The organism is Streptomyces sp. AB3(2024) (genome assembly GCF_041862025.1).
Taxonomy (GTDB): Bacteria; Actinomycetota; Actinomycetes; order Streptomycetales; family Streptomycetaceae; genus Streptomyces.
This window is the reverse complement of record NZ_JBGWAB010000049.1, coordinates 23289-41612: the sequence shown is the minus strand read 5'-3', so window position 1 is coordinate 41612 and position 18324 is coordinate 23289. Positions and strand designations below refer to the sequence as shown.

Genomic DNA, 18324 nt, shown 5'->3' with positions numbered 1-18324 from the left:
GACGCATGAGCACCTCCGCCGCCCCCGACCCGCTGCCCGAGTCCGCCGCGACGCCTCCGCCGGCCCCGGCACCGGCGTCGTCGACACCGGCTCCCAGGCCGCGCCCCCGGCTGATCTTCGACGACCCGCTGGACCAGCAGTCGTCCGACGACACCGACCGTGGCTGGGGCGAGCGACCGCCCGCCGGCGGAAGCGCGGCCGACCTGGCCCGCTTCCTCGACGAGAAGCCCCCGCACCACATCTGATCCGCCCGAGCGGTCAGAAGGCGTCCCGTGCTCCCGGAGCCTGGCCGCTGCCGCCGTTCGAGCCCCGCTGCGCCACCAGGGTGTCGCGGATCTCCTTGAGGACTTCCAGCTCGGTGATCTCCATGGTCTCCTGCACCCCCTCCTTGGCCTTGCGGCGCGCCTCCTGCCGGGCGAGGTACTTCGCCATCGGCAGGACCATCAGGAAGTAGACGACCGCCGCGGTGATCAGGAAGGTCAGTGCGGCGTTGAGGACCGATCCCCACAGGATGTTGACGCCGATCGGATCGCCCTTCGCGTCGATGCCACAGGGACCCTTCAGGCACGAGGTGTAGACATCCAGGCTTTTGGTGCCGATGGCGCCCACGAGCGGGCTGATGATGCCCTTCACGATCGAGTTCACGATGTTCGTGAACGCGGCGCCGATGACCACGGCCACCGCCAGGTCCACCACGTTGCCGCGCATCAGGAAGGCCTTGAAGCCCACCAGCACGCTCTCCTTTTTCTTCTCGCCCACCACTGAGCCTTTCTCTGGAACCGCTGAATTCGGAGTCAACTGTTCCGAAAGTTACGGCAGTCCGGACCCGCAGTGTCCAATCGAGCTCCACATCAAGGTGACTTGACTGGGCGTACGTGCGAATCAGCACAACGTCACCGCCAGCCGCGCCACCGCGCCCGCCCCCACCAGGGCCCGAGCGGTGTCCCGGGGGACGGACAGCACCACGAGCGCGCCGCCGTCCCCGACGCCCTTCTCCGGCTCGGGCACCTCGGTGACCCGGGCTCCGGCCGCCACCACACGGGGCGGGCCGGTGCGCTCGGCCGCGACCACGTCCACCCGGTCCCCGGGGCGCAGCAGCCGCACCGTCGCCGCGTCCGCGATGCGCACGGGCGCCGACACCAGGCGTACCACCGCCGCCGGCGGTTTCACCACGGGCGGGGCCGCGCCCCGGGAGGCACGGGCCTGCGCCCCGCCCACCGCCAGGGCCGCCGCCACGACGGCCAGCCCGGCCGCGGTGGCCCGCCTGCGCCGCCGCACCGCACGACGCAGCCGGCCCCCGGCCCGGCCCACACGGAGCGGGGGGAAGGGGGGAACAGGGCGTGCGGGGGGACACGTGGAGGACGAGGGGACGCGGGGAGGGGAGGAGGGTGAACAGGGAGGACAAGGAGGACGGGAAGAGGTCCTGGACATGGTGGGCACCGCCGAGCCGATCGGGATCCGGTGTCCGGGTCCAGCGCCCGGACCCCCTCACGATCCGCCGTTCCGCCCGATCCCGCGCCGGCCTGTGGACGGTCCCCAGGTTGTGGACAACCCCGTCACCCTCACGGGCGGCCCGGGCTGCCGCCCCGACGCCGGGGCGGCAACCCCCCGTACGCGATCATCGAGGCATGAGCCAGTACTACAACATGGGCGACGAGGTGCTCTGGAACCCGGCGACAGGAGTGTCCCGGCTCTTCCTCGCGCAGGTGGCCGCCTTCGAGCGGGAACTGGGGATCCCCTCCGGGATCGGGCCCATGGAGGCCGACGACAGCGAGGTCGACCCCGTGGGGCTCGCCCGGTTCGCCGAGGAACTCGTGGACCGGTACCTGCGCGGCAGCCATCCCGTCGCCGCCGCGCTGTCCGAAGGGTTCGCCGCTGTCGTCGCGGCCTTGGCCGCGCGTGCCCGGATCCCCCTCCCCCTCGGGGAGGGGGACCGGGCGGACCGGCTCCGCGAGCTCGTCCGCGGGGTGCGGCCGGCCGTGTGCGGCTGAGCCGGGCACGGCTGAGCCGGGCGGGCGAAGGCGGCCGGAGGAACGTGCGGTCGCGGTCGGGGTGAGAGCGGCTACGGGAGCTCGATGCCGAGGTCCCAGCCGTCGTGGGCGTGGGTGCACAGGCAGGAGCGGGACGCGGTCGGCGGGAGGGCCGCGACGGCGTCGAAGAGGACCTCGCGCAGCCGGCCGACGTTCTCGCCGAACACCTTGAGGACCTCCGTGTGGGAGACGCCCTCGCCCGTCTCGGCACCCGCGTCCAGGTCGGTGACCAGGGCCATCGAGGTGTAGCAGAGTCCCAGCTCGCGGGCGAGGACCGCCTCCGGGTGCCCGGTCATGCCGACCACCGACCAGCCCGCCGCCGCGTGCCAGCGTGATTCCGCCCGCGTGGAGAAGCGGGGTCCCTCTATGACGGCCATCGTGCCGCCGTCCACCGGCTCCCAGCCGCGCCCCCGCGCCGCTTCGAGCGCCACCGTGCGACCGGCGGGGCAGTACGGGTCGGCGAAGGTCGTGTGCACGACGTTGGGGACGCTGCCGTCGGGCAGCGGCTCCCCGTCGAAGAAGGTCTGGGCGCGCGACTTCGTACGGTCGACCAGCTGGTCCGGGACGAGCAGCGTGCCCGGCCCGTACTCGGCCCGCAGGCCGCCCACCGCGCACGGGCCCAGCACCTGGCGGACGCCGACCGAGCGCAGTGCCCACAGGTTGGCCCGGTAGTTGATCTTGTGCGGGGGCACGGTGTGGCTGCGCCCGTGCCGGGGCAGGAAGGCGACCTGCCGCCCGGCCAGCTCGCCCAGGTACAGGGAGTCGCTGGGGGGCCCGTACGGGGTCTCCACCTGGATTTCCGAGACGTCGTCCAGGAAGGAGTAGAAGCCCGAGCCGCCGATGACACCGATCTCTGCGTTGACCATGGCGCCACCCTAACCGGGCACGCGTAAGGCCCCGCCGCCCAGGAGGGCGACGGGGCCTTACGGAAAAAGAAAGGCGTACGGGTCAGGCGGCGGACGTGGAGCCGGCGCTGCTGCCGGTGCCGGACGACGACGTCGAGGAGGACGAAGCGGCGGCAGGCGCGGCGGTGGTCGTCGTCGAGGACGACGGCTTCGAGGCGGGCGTGCTGCTCGACGAAGCGCCACGGCTGTCGTTCCGGTAGAAACCGGAACCCTTGAAGACGATGCCGACCGCGGAGAACACCTTCTTCAGGCGTCCGTCGCAGCTCGGGCACACGGTCAGTGCGTCATCGGTGAACTTCTGCACGGCCTCAAGGCCCTCACCGCACTCGGTGCACTGGTACTGGTAGGTCGGCACGAATTTCCTCCTGGCACTCTGACTCAATGAGTGCTAACGACGCTCCATGGTGACGTATTCCGGCGGATCAGTCCACCGTCACAGGCTGGCGGTGACCGATGCCACGCTCGTTCACCCGGTCACGGGCGGCCGGCGCGGGGGTTGCAGCAGGGGTCACCGGGGCGGCGGGAGCGGACGCGTTCACGATCCGGCTCGCGGCCGGGGGCGCCAGCTTCGCCCGCAGGGCCAGCAGGGTGACCAGTGCGAGCGCGGTGGCCACCAGCGGCACCAGGAAGCCGTACGAGGACCCGTGCGCGTCCGTCAGACGGCCGGCCAGGGTCACGGCGCCGGCCTGGCCGAAGGCGACCGCGCCGGTCAGCCAGGTGAAGGCCTCGGTGCGCGAGGCGGCCGGGATCAGCTGCTCGATCATGGTGTAGCCGGTGATCAGCGCAGGGGCGATGCACAGGCCGACGACCAGGCCGAGGGCGCCCAGCAGGATCATCGAGTGGGCGGCCCACAGGACGGACGCGGCGGCGGTGAGGCCGATGTAGCCGAGGATCAGGCGGCGGCGCGGGCCGATCTTCCAGGCGATGGCGCCCATCGCGATGCCGGCGGTCATGTTGCCGGCCGCGAAGATGCCGTACAGCAGGCCGTTGGCGCCCGGGTTGCCGATCTCGTTGGAGAAGGCGGCGAGCGAGACCTGCATGCCGCCGAAGACGGCGCCGATGCCGATGAAGGCGACGATCAGGACGCGCAGGCCCGGGAAGGACAGCGCGGAGGCGTGCTTGTGGCCGCCGGCCGGGACCGGGGCCGGCTTCGGCTCCGTGGCGCGCTGCGCGGCGAAGAAGAGGCCGCCGAGCAGGGTCAGGGCCGCCTCGGTGGCCAGGCCGGCCGCCGGGTGGATGCCGGTGCACAGGGCGGTGGCGAGCACGGGTCCGACGACGAAGGTGAACTCGTCGGTGACGGACTCGAACGCGGCCGCGGTCGGCAGCAGTGGGGATCCTTCGAGCTTGGCCGCCCAGCGGGAGCGGACCATGGGCCCGACCTGCGGGACGGATGCGCCGGCCGGGACGGCGGCCAGCGCGAGCGCCCACAGCGGGGCGCCGAGGAGGGCCAGCGCGGTCAGAGCGGAGACCGCGGCGGCGTGAACGAGGACGACCGGCACGAGGACGGCGCTCTGGCCGCGGCGGTCGGTGAACTTGCCCATGACCGGCGCGGAGAGGGCCATGGAGACGCCGGTGACGGCGGCGACGATGCCGGCGTCGCCGTAGGAGCCGGTGGCGTGCCGGACGAGCAGCAGGATGCTGATCGTCAGCATGCCGAACGGCAGACGGGCGGCGAAGCCGGGGAGGACGAAGCCGAGGGCGCCGGGCGTGCGCAGCAGCTGCCCGTAGCCGGGGCGGGTGGACGTGGCGGACTTGTCGGTCGTGACCGCGGATGTCACGGCCTGGCCTTTCCGCTGCCTGGTAGAGCGTCCCCGTCTGCGGACGGTGTGCCGCCTTGTGAGCGACCGCACCCGTACATGTGGGAGCCCCGAGAGCTGTCCTCTTGCGCAGAACCGAGTGATACCTGGGCGCCCACTGCGAGAGGGTGCCACGGCCGCTTTGCGGTCGCGCCAGCTCTGCGTCAGGCAGAGTTGGTTCGATCTGGTGTGCCTTCATCGTACAGGGGAATCCGCTACCACACCCTGTGATTTCTCTGGCAACTCGTGTCTTCACCTGCGATTAACTGGAGCTTCGCATTCCAGCGCCCGTGAAATGGGGGCGAAGAAGGTCATACGCCACTGAAACTGGCCAGTTTAGAGCAGCGCTCTATAGCGGAGTGTTCACCTCGACCACCCCTGCGTCACCCTCCGTCACCGAAAATCGCCGCCGGCCCACCGCGGGTGACCGTGCGGGCGGCGGTCGGAGAATGTCGACAAACGCGGACGAGCGTCGAAGAGCGCCGGCGGTGCCGGGAGTGCCGGGAGTGCCGGCGGACGCCGCCGTCCGCCGGCCGCCGTCACAACGACGTTCCGCCCCCGGTGCCCAGCCACCCCGCCAGCTTGCCGCCGCGCGCCACCGCCCGCAGCCGGGCCTCCGCCGCGTCGCGAACCGGATCCGTGGCCACCACCAGCAGCTCGTCCCCGCGCCGCAGTACGGTCGACGGCGCCGGTACGAAGCTCTTCGCGTCCCGGACCACCAGCGTCACCGACGCCCCCGCCGGCAGTCGCAGCTCGCCGACCTCGACCCCGTGCATGCGCGAGGCGGGCGGGATCGCGAAGGACAGCAGGTGCCCGCGCAGCTTCTCCAGCGGTGCCGACTCGATCCCGAGGTCGGCCGCCGCCTCGTCCGTGTCGCCGAGCTCCAGCTTGCGCGCCAGCCACGGCAGGGTCGGGCCCTGGACCAGGGTGTAGACGACGACGAGCACGAAGACGATGTTGAAGACCCGGTCGCTGCCCTCGATGCCGGTCACCATCGGGATGGTCGCCAGGATGATGGGGACGGCGCCGCGCAGGCCCGCCCATGACATCAGGGCCTGCTCCTGCCACGGGATCCGGAAGGGCAGGAGGCTGACGAACACCTCCAGGGGCCGCGCCACCATCGTCAGCACCAGTCCGATGATCACAGCGGGCCAGAAGTCGCTCGCCAGCTCGTGCGGGGTGACCAGCAGGCCCAGCAGCACGAACATGCCGATCTGCGCGATCCAGCCGAGCCCGTCCGCGAACCCGCGGGTGGCCGGCCAGTGCGGCAGCTTCGCGTTCCCGAGCACCATGGCCGCCAGGTACACCGCCAGGAAGCCGGAGCCGTGCGCCATCGCGCCGGCGGCGTACGCCGCCACGGCTATCGCCATCACCGCGATCGGGTACAGGCCGGAGGCGGGCAGTGCCACGTGCCGCAGGCCGTACGCCCCCAGGAAGCCCACCGTCAGGCCGATCGCGGCGCCGATCGCCAGCTCCAGCGCGATCTTGCCGATCAGGACGTACCAGTCGTCCACCGGTCCGACCGTCGCGAAGGCCACCACCAGGATCACGACGGGAGCGTCGTTGAATCCGGACTCGGCCTCCAGCACGCCCGTCACCCGCGAGGGGAGCGGGACCTTCCGCAGGACGGAGAAGACGGCCGCCGCGTCGGTCGAGGAGACGACCGCGCCGATCAGCAGGGCCTGGCGCCACTCCAGCCCGACCAGATAGTGCGCGCCCGCCGCCGTGACGCCCACGCTGACCGCGACGCCGACCAGCGACAGCACGATCGCGGCCGGCAGCGCGGGTCTGATCTCTTTCCACTTGGTGCCCAGACCACCCTCGGCGAGGATCACGACGAGTGCGGCGTAGCCGATGACCTGCGTCAGCTCGGCATTGTCGAATACGACGTTGCCTATGCCGTCCTGGCCTATCGCTATGCCTATGCCGAGGTAGATGAGCAGGCTGGGGAGGCCGCTGCGTGAGGAGATGCGTACCGCCGCTACCGCGACGAGCAGCACGAGCGAGCAGACCAGCAGGAGCTCGTTGAGCGTGTGGACAGTCAGCGGGCGGCCCTTTCCTCAGTGCGCCTGACGGAGCGGCGGATCGTTCCTTCCGGAGGCGCGTCCGGCAAGTTACTTCGTTACCTTACCTAATATTTGACGATTCCTTGACGCGATAGTCACATTGTGAAACGCCTGTTCGGCCCTGTCCTCATGACCTCGACCCCTGGCGGATCAACGGACATGGTCCTGCGCCTATGGTTGCTCCCAGCAATCCCAGGACCACCCTGCCCCTCTAAGGACAGCGATGCCCGCCAATGAATCCGGACCTTCCGTCAAGAAGAAGGGACGACGCGCACGCCTGCTCGTGCTCGTCTTGGTCCTGGTGCTCTTGGCGGCAATCGGCTACGGCGCGTACTGGAGCGTGGACACCGTGCGCGCCTCCTTCCCGCAGACCACCGGCTCCCTCAAGGTCCCCGGTCTGACCGGGACCGTCGACGTCAAGCGCGACGAGCACGGGATTCCGCAGCTCTACGCCGACAACGACGAGGACCTCTTCCGCGCACAGGGCTTCGTCCACGCGCAGGACCGGTTCTGGGAGATGGACGTACGCCGTCACATGACCTCCGGCCGGCTCTCCGAGATGTTCGGGGCCGGCCAGGTGGAGACCGACGCCTTCCTGCGCACGCTGGGCTGGCGCCAGGTCGCCCAGGCCGAGTACGACACCAAGCTCTCGCCGGAGACCAAAAAGTACCTCCAGGCCTACGCCGACGGGGTCAACGCGTACCTGAAGGGGAAGTCCGGCAAGGACCTCTCCGTCGAGCACGCCGCCCTCAAGCTGACCGACGACTACAAGCCGGAGCAGTGGACGCCGGTGGACTCGGTGGCCTGGCTCAAGGCCATGGCCTGGGACCTGCGCGGCAACATGCAGGACGAGATCGACCGCTCGCTGATGGCGAACACGCTCTCGCAGGCCCAGATCGACGAGCTCTACCCGCCGTACCCCTTCGACCGGAACAAGCCGATAGTCGAGGGCGGCACGGTCGCGGGCGGCAAGTACGTCCCCCAGGGGACCCCGGGCACCGGCACCGGAACAGGTACCGGCACCGGCACCGGCACCGGATCGACCGGCACGGGTACGGGTACGGGTACGGGTACGACGGGCACCGGTACGGGTACCGGCACGGGCACGGGCACCGGCACCGGCTCGCAGGCCACCCCCAACGGCGGCAGCACCGGCCTCGCCGGCAACGCCACCGCCCAGGGCGCCACGGTCGGCCTGCGCACGCAGCTGACCTCGCTCTCCAAGACCCTGGACGAGATCCCGGCCATCCTCGGCCCCAACGGCAGCGGCATCGGATCCAACTCCTGGGTCATCGGTGGCAAGTACACGACGACCGGCAAGCCGCTCCTCGCGAACGACCCGCACCTCTCCCCGCAGCTGCCCTCGGTCTGGTACCAGATGGGCCTGCACTGCCGCGCCGTCTCGCCCCAGTGCCAGTACGACGTGGCCGGCTACACCTTCTCGGGCATGCCCGGCGTGGTCATCGGCCACAACGCCGACATCGCCTGGGGCATGACCAACCTCGGCGCCGACGTGACCGACCTCTACCTGGAGCAGGTCAAGCCCGACGGCTACGTCTACGACAACAAGGTGCTCCCCTTCACCACCCGTGAAGAGGTCATCAAGGTCGCGGGCGGCAAGAGCAAGAAGATCACCGTCCGGACCACCAACAACGGACCGCTGATCTCCGACCGCAGCGACGAGCTGGAGACCGTGGGCGTCCGCGCCCCCGTCCCCACCTCCGCCCCCGACCGCGGCAACGGCTACGCCGTCGCCCTGCGCTGGACCGCCCTGGACCCCGGCAAGTCGATGGACGCGGTGTTCAAGATCGACCGCGCCAAGGACTTCGCCAGCTTCCGGGCAGCCGCGGCCGACTTCGAGGTCCCCTCGCAGAACCTGATCTACGCCGACAACAAGGGCGCCAACGGCAACATCGGCTACCAGGCCCCGGGCCGCATCCCGATGCGGGGCCAGGGCGACGGCCGCATGCCGGCCCCCGGCTGGGACCCGAAGTTCGCCTGGAAGGGCGGCAAGGACGGCAACGCGGGCTACATCCCGCAGAACGAGATGCCCTGGGAGCTCAACCCGGCCCGCGGCTACATCGTCACCGCCAACCAGGCCGTCACCGAGACCGGCGCCGGCAAGTACCCGTACGTGCTGACCACGGACTGGGGCTACGGCGCCCGCAGCCAGCGGATCAACGACCTCATCGAGGCGAAGATCAAGGACAGCGGCAAGATCTCGACCGACGACATGCGCGCCATGCAGATGGACAACAGCAGCGAGATCGCCGCGCTGCTGACCCCGATGCTGGCCAAGATCCAGGTCTCGGACCCGGACGTGCGCTCGGCGCAGAAGCTGCTCGAAGGCTGGAACTACACGCAGGAGAACGACTCGGCGGCGGCCGCGTACTTCAACGCGGTCTGGCGCAACATCCTCAAGCTGTCCTTCGGCGACAAGATGCCCAAGGAGCTGCGGATCGAGGGCAGCTGCGCCAACGTCCAGGAGAGCGGCGGTCCCAACGACGACCTCACCAAGACGGTCCGCGAGTGCGGCACCCGCGGCCCCGACTCGGCGCAGCCGGACGGCGGCGACCGGTGGTTCGAGGTGGTGCGCCGCTTGGTCAAGGACGAGAAGTCGCCCTGGTGGTCCTCGCCCAAGACGCTCACCAAGCCGGCGACGACCACCCGTGACCAGCTCTTCGCCCGCGCCATGAACGACGCGCGCTGGGAGCTGACGGCCAAGCTCGGCAAGGACCAGTCGACCTGGAGCTGGGGCCGGCTGCACCAGCTGAACCTGAAGAACCAGACGATCGGTACCGAGGGCCCCGGCTTCATGCGGTGGCTCCTCAACCGCGGCCCGTGGAACCTGGGCGGCGGCGAGGCCACCGTCAACGCGACCGGCTGGAACGCCTCCAGCGGGTACGGGGTCACCTGGGTGCCGTCGATGCGGATGGTCGTGAACCTCAACGACCTGGACAAGTCCCGCTGGATCAACCTGACCGGCGCCTCGGGGCACGCGTACGCCTCCACGTACACGGACCAGACGACGATGTGGGCCAAGGGTGAACTGCTGGACTGGCCCTTCGGCAAGGAGGCTGTCGACAAGTCGACGGTCGACACGCTGACGCTGAAGCCGTGACGCCGAGGCGGTAACGCCGAAGCCCGGGGCGGAAGGCCGAGAGCCGGAGCCCCGGGGCCGAGGCCTCAGAAGCGCACCACCCCCGACGGGGTGGCGACCGCCCGGACGGGGTGGTCGTGCGGTTCCTCCGGGACCCGCGCGACCACCTCTTCGTCGTAGAGGAGCACCACCAGCGCCGGGTGCGTCCCGGCGCGTTCCAGCCGGGCCAGCACCCGGTCGTAGGAGCCCCCGCCGCGCCCGAGCCGCATCCCGCGTCCGTCGACCGCCAGGCCGGGCAGCAGGACGGCGTCGGCGGCCGTGACGGCCTCGGGGCCGAGCGCCGGCCCGGAGGGTTCCAGCAGGCGCATCTTCCCGGGGTGCGCGGCCTCGGCGAGGCTCCCGGGCCCCTCGTAGGCGGCCCAGTCGAGGTCGTTGTCGGGCAGCAGCAGGGGCAGCAGCACCCGCTTGCCGGCCGCCCGCAGCGCGTCGAGCAGCTCGTGGGTGCCGGGTTCCGCGCCGACCGAGACGTACGCGGCCACCGTGCGCGCACCGGCCAGCTCGGGCAGGGTGAGGGCGGAGCGGGCGAGCGCGCGGGCGGCCGTGCCGCGCGCCTCGGGGGACAGGGTGCGGCGGGCGGCGAGCAGTTGCCGCCGGAGGGCGGCCTTCTCGGCCGGGTGCTCCGTCACTATGAGGTCACATACCTTTGCTATAGGTGTATATCAGGACATAATTACCGGAATCTGGGCGGGTGTTCGGCGCGACCCACTATCGTTCTGCCCATGACTCAGTCGCACCCCGTGATCAAGAAGGCCGTCATCCCGGCCGCGGGCCTCGGCACTCGGTTCCTCCCGGCGACCAAGGCGACCCCGAAGGAAATGCTCCCGGTCGTGGACAAGCCGGCCATCCAGTACGTGGTCGAGGAGGCCGTCTCGGCCGGCCTGGACGACGTCCTCATGATCACAGGACGTAACAAGCGGCCCCTCGAAGACCACTTCGACCGCAACTACGAGCTGGAGTCGGCCCTCATCGCCAAGGGCGACGACGACCGGCTGAAGAAGGTCCAGGAGTCCAGCGACCTGGCCACCATGCACTACGTCCGCCAGGGCGACCCGCGCGGCCTGGGACACGCCGTCCTCTGCGCCGAGCCGCACGTCGGCAGCGAGCCCTTCGCCGTCCTGCTCGGCGACGACCTCATCGACCCGCGCGACCCCCTCCTGCGCCAGATGGTCGACATCCACGCGCGCACCGGCGGCACCGTCATCGCGCTGATGGAGGTCGACCCGTCCAGCGTGCACCTCTACGGCTGCGCCGCCGTCGAGCCGACCGGCGAGCCGGACGTCGTCCGCGTCACCGGACTCGTCGAGAAGCCGGACGCCTCCGAGGCCCCCAGCAACTTCGCGGTCATCGGACGGTATGTCCTCAACCCCGCGATCTTCGGCATACTGCGGGAGACCGAGCCGGGCCGCGGCGGGGAGATCCAGCTCACCGACGCCCTGCAGAAGCTGGCCGCCGACGAGAGCGTGGGCGGCCCGGTGCACGGCGTGGTCTTCCGCGGCCGCCGCTACGACACCGGGGACCGCGGGGACTACCTGCGGGCCATCGTGCGACTCGCGTGCGAACGTGAGGACCTGGGCCCGGAGTTCCGCACCTGGCTTCACCGTTACGTCACGGAGGAGATGTAGGAACGTGAGCAGTTCCGCACCGCAGGACACCGCGCCGCACCGTCTGTGGTCGGTGGACGAGCACCTCGCGGACGTCCTCGCCACCGTCCGGCCGCTGGAGCCCCTCGAACTCCAGCTGCTCGACGCCCAGGGCTGCGTCCTGGTCGAGGACGTCACCGTGCCCGTCGCCCTCCCGCCCTTCGACAACAGCTCCATGGACGGGTACGCCGTCCGTGTGGCCGACGTCCAGGGTGCGAGCGAGGAGTTCCCCGCGGTGCTCGCCGTCATCGGCGACGTCGCGGCGGGCAGCGGTGAACTGCCCACCGTCGGCCCCGGACAAGCGGCCCGCATCATGACCGGAGCCCCGCTGCCGCCCGGCGCCGAGGCCGTCGTGCCGGTCGAGTGGACCGACGGCGGCACGGGCGGCGGCGCAGCCGCCGGGATGACCCCGGCCAGCGCCGCGCCCGAGGGCGCGGGCGGCGAGGTACGGGTCCACCGGGCCGCAGAGGCGCGGGCGCACGTGCGCTCGCGCGGGAGCGACGTACAGGCCGGCGACCTGGCCCTGGCCGCCGGCACCGTCCTCGGCCCGCCGCAGATCGCCCTGCTGGCCGCCATCGGCCGCGGCACCGTACGGGTGCGGCCGCGCCCCCGGGTGGTGGTCCTGTCCACCGGCAGCGAGCTGGTCCAACCGGGTGAGGCGCTGGCCGCCGGGACCATCTACGACTCCAACAGCTTCGCCCTCGCCGCCGCCGCCCGCGACGCCGGCGCCATCGCCTACCGGGTCGGCGCGGTCGCCGACGACGCCGAGACCCTGCGCGCCGTCATCGAGGACCAGCTGATCCGGGCCGATCTCCTCGTCACCACGGGCGGGGTCAGCGTCGGCGCGTACGACGTGGTCAAGGAGGCGCTGACCTCCGTCTCGGCGGGCGACGAGGCCGTGGAGGCGGGACGCGTCGACTTCCGCAAGCTCGCCATGCAGCCCGGGAAGCCGCAGGGCTTCGGCACGGTCGGCCCCGACCACACCCCGCTGCTGGCCCTCCCCGGCAACCCGGTGTCCTCCTACGTCTCCTTCGAACTGTTCGTGCGTCCCGCCATCCGGACGCTGATGGGCCTGCCCGCGTCCGAGGTCAGCCGGCCGAGCGTGCGCGCCGTGCTCAAGGCCGACCGGCCGATCGGCTCGCCGGCCGCCCGCCGCCAGTTCCTGCGCGGCACCTACGACCCCGAGAGCGGGACGGTCAGCCCGGTCGGCGGATCGGGCTCCCACCTGATCGCCGCACTGGCGCACGCCGACTCGCTGATGGTGGTGCCGGAGGACGTCACCTCGGTGGAGCCGGGGGCCGAGCTGGAAGTCATCCTGCTCGGCTGAGCACCGCCCGGTGCGGGTAGCGTGTTGCACCACACAGGCCCCAGGGCTCCAGGGGGCCCGGAGCGGGAGTGGCACGCAGACATGAGTACGCAGAGCAGGCTGACGCACATCGACGAGGCCGGCGCGGCCCGGATGGTGGACGTTTCGGCGAAGGACGTGACCACCCGGACGGCCCGGGCCAGCGGACGCGTCCTCGTATCGCCCCGGGTGATCGAGCTGCTGCGCGGCGAGGGCGTGCCGAAGGGCGACGCCCTCGCCACCGCGCGGATCGCGGGGATCATGGGTGCCAAGAAGACCCCGGACCTGATCCCGCTGTGCCATCCGCTGGCGGTGTCCGGGGTGACGGTGGACCTGAGGGTCGCCGACGACGCCGTGGAGATCCTCGCCACCGTCAAGACCACCGACCGTACGGGCGTCGAGATGGAGGCGCTGACCGCGGTCGCGGTCGCCGGGCTCACCGTGATCGACATGGTGAAGGCCGTCGACAAGGGCGCGGTCATCACCGACGTCCGGGTGGAGGAGAAGACCGGCGGCAAGTCCGGCGACTGGACCCGCGCGTGAACGCCCCCCGCGGCGGCGAGGTCCACAGCCACAGCCACAGCCACAGCCACAGCCACGGTCACGGCGAGACGTCCGGGGCTCCCGGGGCGGCGGCCCCGTCCGCCGCCGGGACCCCCGCACCGCGCGGGCTGGTCGTCACCGCCTCGAACCGCGCCTCCCGGGGCGTCTACGAGGACCGGGGCGGCCCCCTGCTGGCCGAAGCCCTGGAGCGGCTCGGCTTCGCCGTGGACGGCCCGCGCGTCGTCCCGGACGGCGACCCGGTGGAGCTGGCGCTGCGCGAGGGCGTGGCCGCCGGGTACGACGTCATCCTGACCACCGGCGGCACCGGCATCTCCCCGACCGACCGGACCCCGGACGCCACCGCGCGCGTGCTGGACTACGAGGTCCCGGGGATCCCGCAGGCCATCCGTGCCGAGGGCCTGGAGAAGGTGCCGACCGCCGCCCTGTCGCGGGGCCTGGCGGGCGTGGCGGGCCACACCCTGATCGTCAACCTGCCCGGCTCCACGGGCGGGGTGCGCGACGGCCTCGCGGTCCTGGCCCGGATCCTGCCGCACGCCGTGGACCAGCTCCGCGGCGGCGACCACCCCAGACCCGCGCCGACGCCCGGGAGCCCGAGCTGAACGGCCCCACCTGGCCGGTGGTACTGGCGGACGGCGATGTCACGCTCCGGCCGATAAAGCTGCGGGACCAGCGCGCCTGGCGCGAGGTCAACCGGCGCAACCGCGACTGGCTGCGCCCCTGGGAGGCCACGATCCCGCCGCCCGCGCCGTGGGGGCCGGTCATCCAGCGGCCGACGTACCGGCAGATGGTCCGCCACCTGCGGGCGGAGGCCAACGCGGGCCGGATGCTGCCGTTCGTCATCGAGTACCAGGGACGGCTGGCCGGACAGCTGACGGTCGCCGGGATCACCTGGGGGTCGATGTGCGCCGCCCACGTGGGCTACTGGGTGGACCGGGACGTGGCGGGCCGCGGGGTCATGCCGACGGCGGTCGCGCTGGCCGTCGACCACTGCTTCGGGAAGGTCGGGCTGCACCGGATCGAGGTGTGCATCCGGCCGGAGAACGTGCCGAGCCGGCGGGTCGTGGAGAAGCTCGGCTTCCGCGAGGAGGGGATGAGGCCGCGCTACCTGCACATCGACGGCGCGTGGCGGGACCATCTGGTCTTCGCGCTGACGGTGGAGGAGGTGCCGGAGGGGCTGGTGGGCCGCTGGCACCGCAGGCGGAAGCCGCCGCAGGGATCGTCGTCCGGGCCGCCCGAAATCAGGTAATCGCAAAAGCGTTCGAATTTCTGGCCGATTCGCCCATAACCTGATCCGAAGAATCACAAAAAAAGTCCGTGATATCAGCCGGATCGTGCGACACACCGGCTCAATTGGCCGATCCCCTCGGCCGCGCCCCTCTACGGTGTGGGGTGTGAGCAGCAGCGGCCTCATCTACGCAGTCATTGTCGGGGCCTGGGCCGCCTACTTGGTGCCCATGTGGCTCCGCAGGCAGGACGAGCTGAACGAAGCCCGTCCGACGGAACGCTTCTCCACTGCCATCCGGCTTCTTTCCGGCCGGGCGGGAATGGAGCGCCGTTATGCCAAGGGGCTGCGTGAGCGCGGTGAGGAACAGGCGGAGCCCGAGCCCGACGCGGACCCGGAAGCGGCGACGGAAACGGTGAATTCCGTGGACGCCGACGCCCGGGCCTTCGGCATGTCCCCGACCAGGACCGAGCCGAGAACGAGCGAGGCCGAGCGGGTCCGCCGGCAGCAGCGCCTCCAGGTGCTCGCACGCCGTCGGCGCACCACCGCGCTCCTCTTCCTCGTCTTCAGCGGCGGGGCGATCGCCGCCGCCGTCGGCGGCCTGCGGTACCTGTGGGTCCCGGCCGTGCCCGCCCTGCTGCTGAGCGCGTACATCGTGCACCTGCGGATCCAGGAGCGACGGCGCTACGAGTTCACGATGGACCGGCGCCGCGCCGAGGCGGCCGCGCGCCAGCTGCGCGAGAGCCGCCTGCGCCGCCGGCCCGCCGAGGAGCTCCCCGAGGCCGGAGCCGAACCGGACCCCGCGCCGCCGCTCTCCCCGCAGGAGGCCGGGCGGCGTGCGCTCGTCGAGCAGACCGACCACGCCGAGTGGGTGGACCAGCAGCGCGAGCGGGAGCGCGGACCGGCGCGCGGGGACAGCTGGGAACCGGTACCGGTCCCGCTGCCGACCTACGTGACCGCCCCCGTCGCCCCCCGCGCCACCGGCCCGACGGCCCCCGACGGCTGGAGCGCCACCCGCTCCAGCACCGCGGAGCCGACCGACCCGCGCCTGCGCGCTCAGCCGGCCCTCCCGAAGCCGGCCCCGGGCCCGGACCAGAAGACGCCGTCCACCCCCCGCCCCCGGGGCCAGGGCCGGGGTCGCACCCCGCTCTTCGACCAGTACGAGGGCGAGGACCGGCCCCGCGCCGCCAACGAGTGACGGGGTGCGGGTGACCTGCGCGGAACGCATTTTGGAGCACCCGCCCGGGGATGCTAATGTTTCACACGTCGCAAGGGCCTGTGGCGCAGTCTGGTAGCGCACCTCGTTCGCATCGAGGGGGTCTGGGGTTCAAATCCCCACAGGTCCACAGACGACAGTTCGCGGGTTGCTCCCGTGAACGTCACGAGATCCCGTCCGGTCGGAAGACCGGGCGGGATCTCGGCGTTTGTGGGGCCCGTTGGCCGTGAGGGTGACGCCCGCGTTCCGGCCGGGGGCGGCGATGGCGTTCGGACGCGGCTTCCCGGATCTTCCGTCCCGTGCCGGGCCCACAATGGCCGGATGCGGAGTTTTGACGGTGCGACAGGGCAGGCGTGGGCGGCGCTCGGCGGCGTGGCCGACGAGGCGGAGCGGGTGCGGTACCGGGGGGCCGGCGGCTGGGAGGGGCCCTTGCCGGTACGGGAGTTGGCGCGGGCCTGCGTGGGGGTGTGCGGGCTCGCGGCGGCGGAGCTCGGCGCCGTACGGGCCGGGGGCACGGTCCGGGACGCGGAGCCGGTGGTGGTGGACGAGGGGGCCGTGGCGACCGCGTTCGTCAGTGAGAGGCACCTGCGGGTGGACGGCCGGGCGCCGGTCTCCTTCGCGCCGTTGTCCGGGTTCTGGCCGACCGCCGACGGGTGGGTGCGGACCCATGCCAACTACCCCCACCACAAAGCCGCCCTCGTCCGGGCCCTGGGCGTGCCCGGCACCCCGGAGGCGGTGCGCGGGGTGCTCGCGGCGCGGAGCGCCGTGGAGGTGCAGGAACTGGTCCACGCCGAGGGCGGGCTGGCCGTCGCCGTGGCGCGGGAGTACGGGGATCCGCTGCCGCTGGTGGAGACCGTACGGGGTTCCGGGCGGGGGCGGGTGCTGGAGCCGGCGGCGCTGCCGGCGGCCGGGGTACGGGTGCTCGACCTGACCCGGGTCATCGCCGGACCGGTCGCCACCCGGACCCTCGGGGTGCTCGGAGCGGACGTGCTGCGGATCGACCCGCCCGGGTTGCCCGAGTCCGACGACGCGTACGCCGACACCGGGTTCGGGAAGCGGTCCGCGCTGCTGGACCTCGCGCGGGCGGACGGCCGGGCCGTGCTGGAGGGGCTGCTCGGCGAGGCCGACGTGGTGGTGTCCGGGTACCGGCCGGGGGCGCTGGAACGGTACGGGCTGGGCGGCGCGGAGCTGCTCGCCCGGTGGCCCGGCCTGGTGGTGGCGGAGCTGTGCGCGTGGGGGTGGAACGGGCCGTGGGCGGGGCGGCGCGGCTTCGACTCGCTGGTGCAGGCCGGGTACGGGATCGCCACCGCGTGCGGTGAGGACGGCCGGCCGGGGGTGCTGCCGGCGCAGGCGCTGGACCACGGGACGGGATACCTGATGGCGGCCGGCGTGCTGCGGGCGCTCGCGGAGGGCGGCGGGCGGCTGCTGCGGTTCTCCCTCGCGGGGACGGCGTCGTGGCTGGTCCGGGACGTGCCGAGGGGCGAGGGCGGGGGCGGGGCCGCGGGGTACACGGCGGAGCCGTGGCTGCGGGAGACGGCGTCCGGGTACGGGGCGCTGCGGCACGCCGCCAGTCCCTTCGGGGAGTGGGGGCGGGGGCCGTCGCGGTGGGGGACCGACACGGCCGAATGGCTCCGCCGGTAGGGGGAGTCCGGGCCGGGCTGAGGCGGGTTGAGGGTGGTGCGGGTGCGGGTGCGGGTGCGGGTGCGGGTGCGGGTGGCGTGGGGGTGCCGCTGCGCGGAGCCGGTCCCCGCCCCGCCCTTTCCCCGGTTCGGGGGCTCCGCCCCCGGACCCCGGCCCCCCGAGCCCCCGCGCTTCAAGCGCCGACGGGGCCGGAGGGGGGTATCCCCGTCAGGGATGCAGCGGCTTCGTCATGCAGCGGCTGTTCTCGTGGAAGCGGTAGTAGCCGAACTTCTCCGACAGGGAGTACCCCGACGAGAGGTACAGGGCGATCGCCTCCGGCTGCTGGTCGCCCGTTTCGAGGACCATGCGGGTGCGGCCCGCCGCGCGGGCGTCCGCTTCGAGTTCCGCCAGGATGCGGCGGGCCAGGCCCGTGCCCCTGGCCTGCGGGACCACGTACATGCGCTTGATCTCGGCGTCGCCGTCCGAGTAACCCTCGTCACTGTGGTCCTGGCGGCGCCAGCCACCGCTCGCCACCGGGGCGTCCGAGGCGTCGTAGGCGAGGAGGTACAGGCCGATCGGCGGGACGAACATCGCCGGGTCGAGGAAGGTGGCGTCGCCCTCGCCCTCGTAGCGCGTCCGGTACTCGACCTGGACCTGGGCATCGAGTTTGACCGCGTCCGGGTGGTCGTACGGTACGGCGCGGAGGTTTATACCGTGAGACATTTGAATATCGTACGGAACCATCCCGCTATGGTGCAGG

18 protein-coding genes and 1 tRNA gene are annotated in these 18324 nt (G+C 72.3%); 11 read left to right on the top strand and 8 right to left on the bottom strand.

Features of this window, described 5'->3' with window-relative positions; genetic code table 11:
- The first annotated feature begins 5 nt into the window (after positions 1–5).
- Positions 6–245 (top strand): hypothetical protein, encoded by a 240-nt coding sequence (locus ACEPPI_RS20355; protein ID WP_373916659.1) that lies wholly within the window; start codon positions 6–8, stop codon positions 243–245.
- Positions 246–258: 13 nt separating this feature from the next.
- On the opposite strand, the gene mscL is transcribed toward ACEPPI_RS20355, so the two are convergent.
- Complete coding sequence (gene mscL / locus ACEPPI_RS20350; RefSeq protein ID WP_373916658.1) at positions 259–759, bottom strand: large conductance mechanosensitive channel protein MscL; 501 nt, start codon at positions 757–759, stop codon at positions 259–261.
- Positions 760–882: 123 nt separating this feature from the next.
- The gene (locus tag ACEPPI_RS20345) at positions 883–1431 is read right to left on the bottom strand and encodes a hypothetical protein (RefSeq protein WP_373916657.1); all 549 of its coding nucleotides are present in this window, start codon (positions 1429–1431) and stop codon (positions 883–885) included.
- A 197-nt stretch (positions 1432–1628) separates the two neighbouring features.
- Between ACEPPI_RS20345 and ACEPPI_RS20340 the strand changes: the two genes are divergently transcribed.
- Positions 1629–1991 (top strand): DUF6086 family protein, encoded by a 363-nt coding sequence (locus tag ACEPPI_RS20340; RefSeq protein ID WP_373916656.1) that lies wholly within the window; start codon positions 1629–1631, stop codon positions 1989–1991.
- A 71-nt stretch (positions 1992–2062) separates the two neighbouring features.
- On the opposite strand, the gene ACEPPI_RS20335 is transcribed toward ACEPPI_RS20340, so the two are convergent.
- The 4 genes from ACEPPI_RS20335 to ACEPPI_RS20320 form a co-directional block, all read right to left on the bottom strand.
- A complete protein-coding gene (locus tag ACEPPI_RS20335; RefSeq protein ID WP_373916655.1) occupies positions 2063–2896 on the bottom strand; it encodes an S-methyl-5'-thioadenosine phosphorylase in 834 nt (277 codons plus the stop codon).
- Positions 2897–2978: 82 nt separating this feature from the next.
- Entirely contained in the window at positions 2979–3290 is a 312-nt protein-coding gene (locus tag ACEPPI_RS20330) for an FmdB family zinc ribbon protein (protein ID WP_373916654.1), read from the bottom strand.
- A gap of 67 nt (positions 3291–3357) precedes the next feature.
- A complete protein-coding gene (locus ACEPPI_RS20325) occupies positions 3358–4713 on the bottom strand; it encodes an MFS transporter (protein WP_373916653.1) in 1356 nt (451 codons plus the stop codon).
- A 557-nt stretch (positions 4714–5270) separates the two neighbouring features.
- Complete coding sequence (locus tag ACEPPI_RS20320; RefSeq protein WP_373916652.1) at positions 5271–6731, bottom strand: potassium/proton antiporter; 1461 nt, start codon at positions 6729–6731, stop codon at positions 5271–5273.
- A 289-nt stretch (positions 6732–7020) separates the two neighbouring features.
- On the opposite strand from ACEPPI_RS20320, the gene ACEPPI_RS20315 reads away from it, so the two are divergent.
- Positions 7021–9918 carry a penicillin acylase family protein gene (locus ACEPPI_RS20315; RefSeq protein WP_373916651.1) on the top strand — a complete coding sequence of 966 codons (2898 nt, stop codon included), beginning with the start codon at positions 7021–7023 and terminating at the stop codon, positions 9916–9918.
- Positions 9919–9983: 65 nt separating this feature from the next.
- Here ACEPPI_RS20315 and ACEPPI_RS20310 read toward each other — a convergent pair whose 3' ends face one another.
- Positions 9984–10583 carry a 5-formyltetrahydrofolate cyclo-ligase gene (locus ACEPPI_RS20310; RefSeq protein ID WP_373916650.1) on the bottom strand — a complete coding sequence of 200 codons (600 nt, stop codon included), beginning with the start codon at positions 10581–10583 and terminating at the stop codon, positions 9984–9986.
- A 93-nt stretch (positions 10584–10676) separates the two neighbouring features.
- Here ACEPPI_RS20310 and galU point away from each other — a divergent pair, with 93 nt between their 5' ends.
- The 8 genes from galU to ACEPPI_RS20270 all read left to right on the top strand — a co-directional run bounded on the left by galU (position 10677) and on the right by ACEPPI_RS20270 (position 17585).
- Complete coding sequence (gene galU, locus ACEPPI_RS20305; protein WP_373916649.1) at positions 10677–11579, top strand: UTP--glucose-1-phosphate uridylyltransferase GalU; 903 nt, start codon at positions 10677–10679, stop codon at positions 11577–11579.
- 4 nt (positions 11580–11583) lie between these two features.
- Positions 11584–12924 carry a gephyrin-like molybdotransferase Glp gene (gene glp / locus ACEPPI_RS20300; protein WP_373916648.1) on the top strand — a complete coding sequence of 447 codons (1341 nt, stop codon included), beginning with the start codon at positions 11584–11586 and terminating at the stop codon, positions 12922–12924.
- 81 nt (positions 12925–13005) lie between these two features.
- The gene (moaC, locus tag ACEPPI_RS20295) at positions 13006–13485 is read left to right on the top strand and encodes a cyclic pyranopterin monophosphate synthase MoaC (RefSeq protein ID WP_266839546.1); all 480 of its coding nucleotides are present in this window, start codon (positions 13006–13008) and stop codon (positions 13483–13485) included.
- Positions 13486–13613: 128 nt separating this feature from the next.
- A complete protein-coding gene (locus ACEPPI_RS20290; protein ID WP_266841709.1) occupies positions 13614–14105 on the top strand; it encodes a MogA/MoaB family molybdenum cofactor biosynthesis protein in 492 nt (163 codons plus the stop codon).
- Positions 14106–14122: 17 nt separating this feature from the next.
- The gene (locus ACEPPI_RS20285; RefSeq protein WP_373916647.1) at positions 14123–14752 is read left to right on the top strand and encodes a GNAT family N-acetyltransferase; all 630 of its coding nucleotides are present in this window, start codon (positions 14123–14125) and stop codon (positions 14750–14752) included.
- Between the two features lie 145 nt (positions 14753–14897).
- A complete protein-coding gene (locus ACEPPI_RS20280) occupies positions 14898–15926 on the top strand; it encodes a hypothetical protein (protein WP_373916646.1) in 1029 nt (342 codons plus the stop codon).
- Between the two features lie 74 nt (positions 15927–16000).
- Positions 16001–16074: transfer RNA gene (locus tag ACEPPI_RS20275), tRNA-Ala, on the top strand.
- A 191-nt stretch (positions 16075–16265) separates the two neighbouring features.
- Complete coding sequence (locus ACEPPI_RS20270) at positions 16266–17585, top strand: CoA transferase (protein ID WP_373916645.1); 1320 nt, start codon at positions 16266–16268, stop codon at positions 17583–17585.
- 207 nt (positions 17586–17792) lie between these two features.
- On the opposite strand, the gene ACEPPI_RS20265 is transcribed toward ACEPPI_RS20270, so the two are convergent.
- Positions 17793–18287 carry a GNAT family N-acetyltransferase gene (locus ACEPPI_RS20265; RefSeq protein ID WP_373916644.1) on the bottom strand — a complete coding sequence of 165 codons (495 nt, stop codon included), beginning with the start codon at positions 18285–18287 and terminating at the stop codon, positions 17793–17795.
- Between the last annotated feature and the right edge of the window lie 37 nt (positions 18288–18324).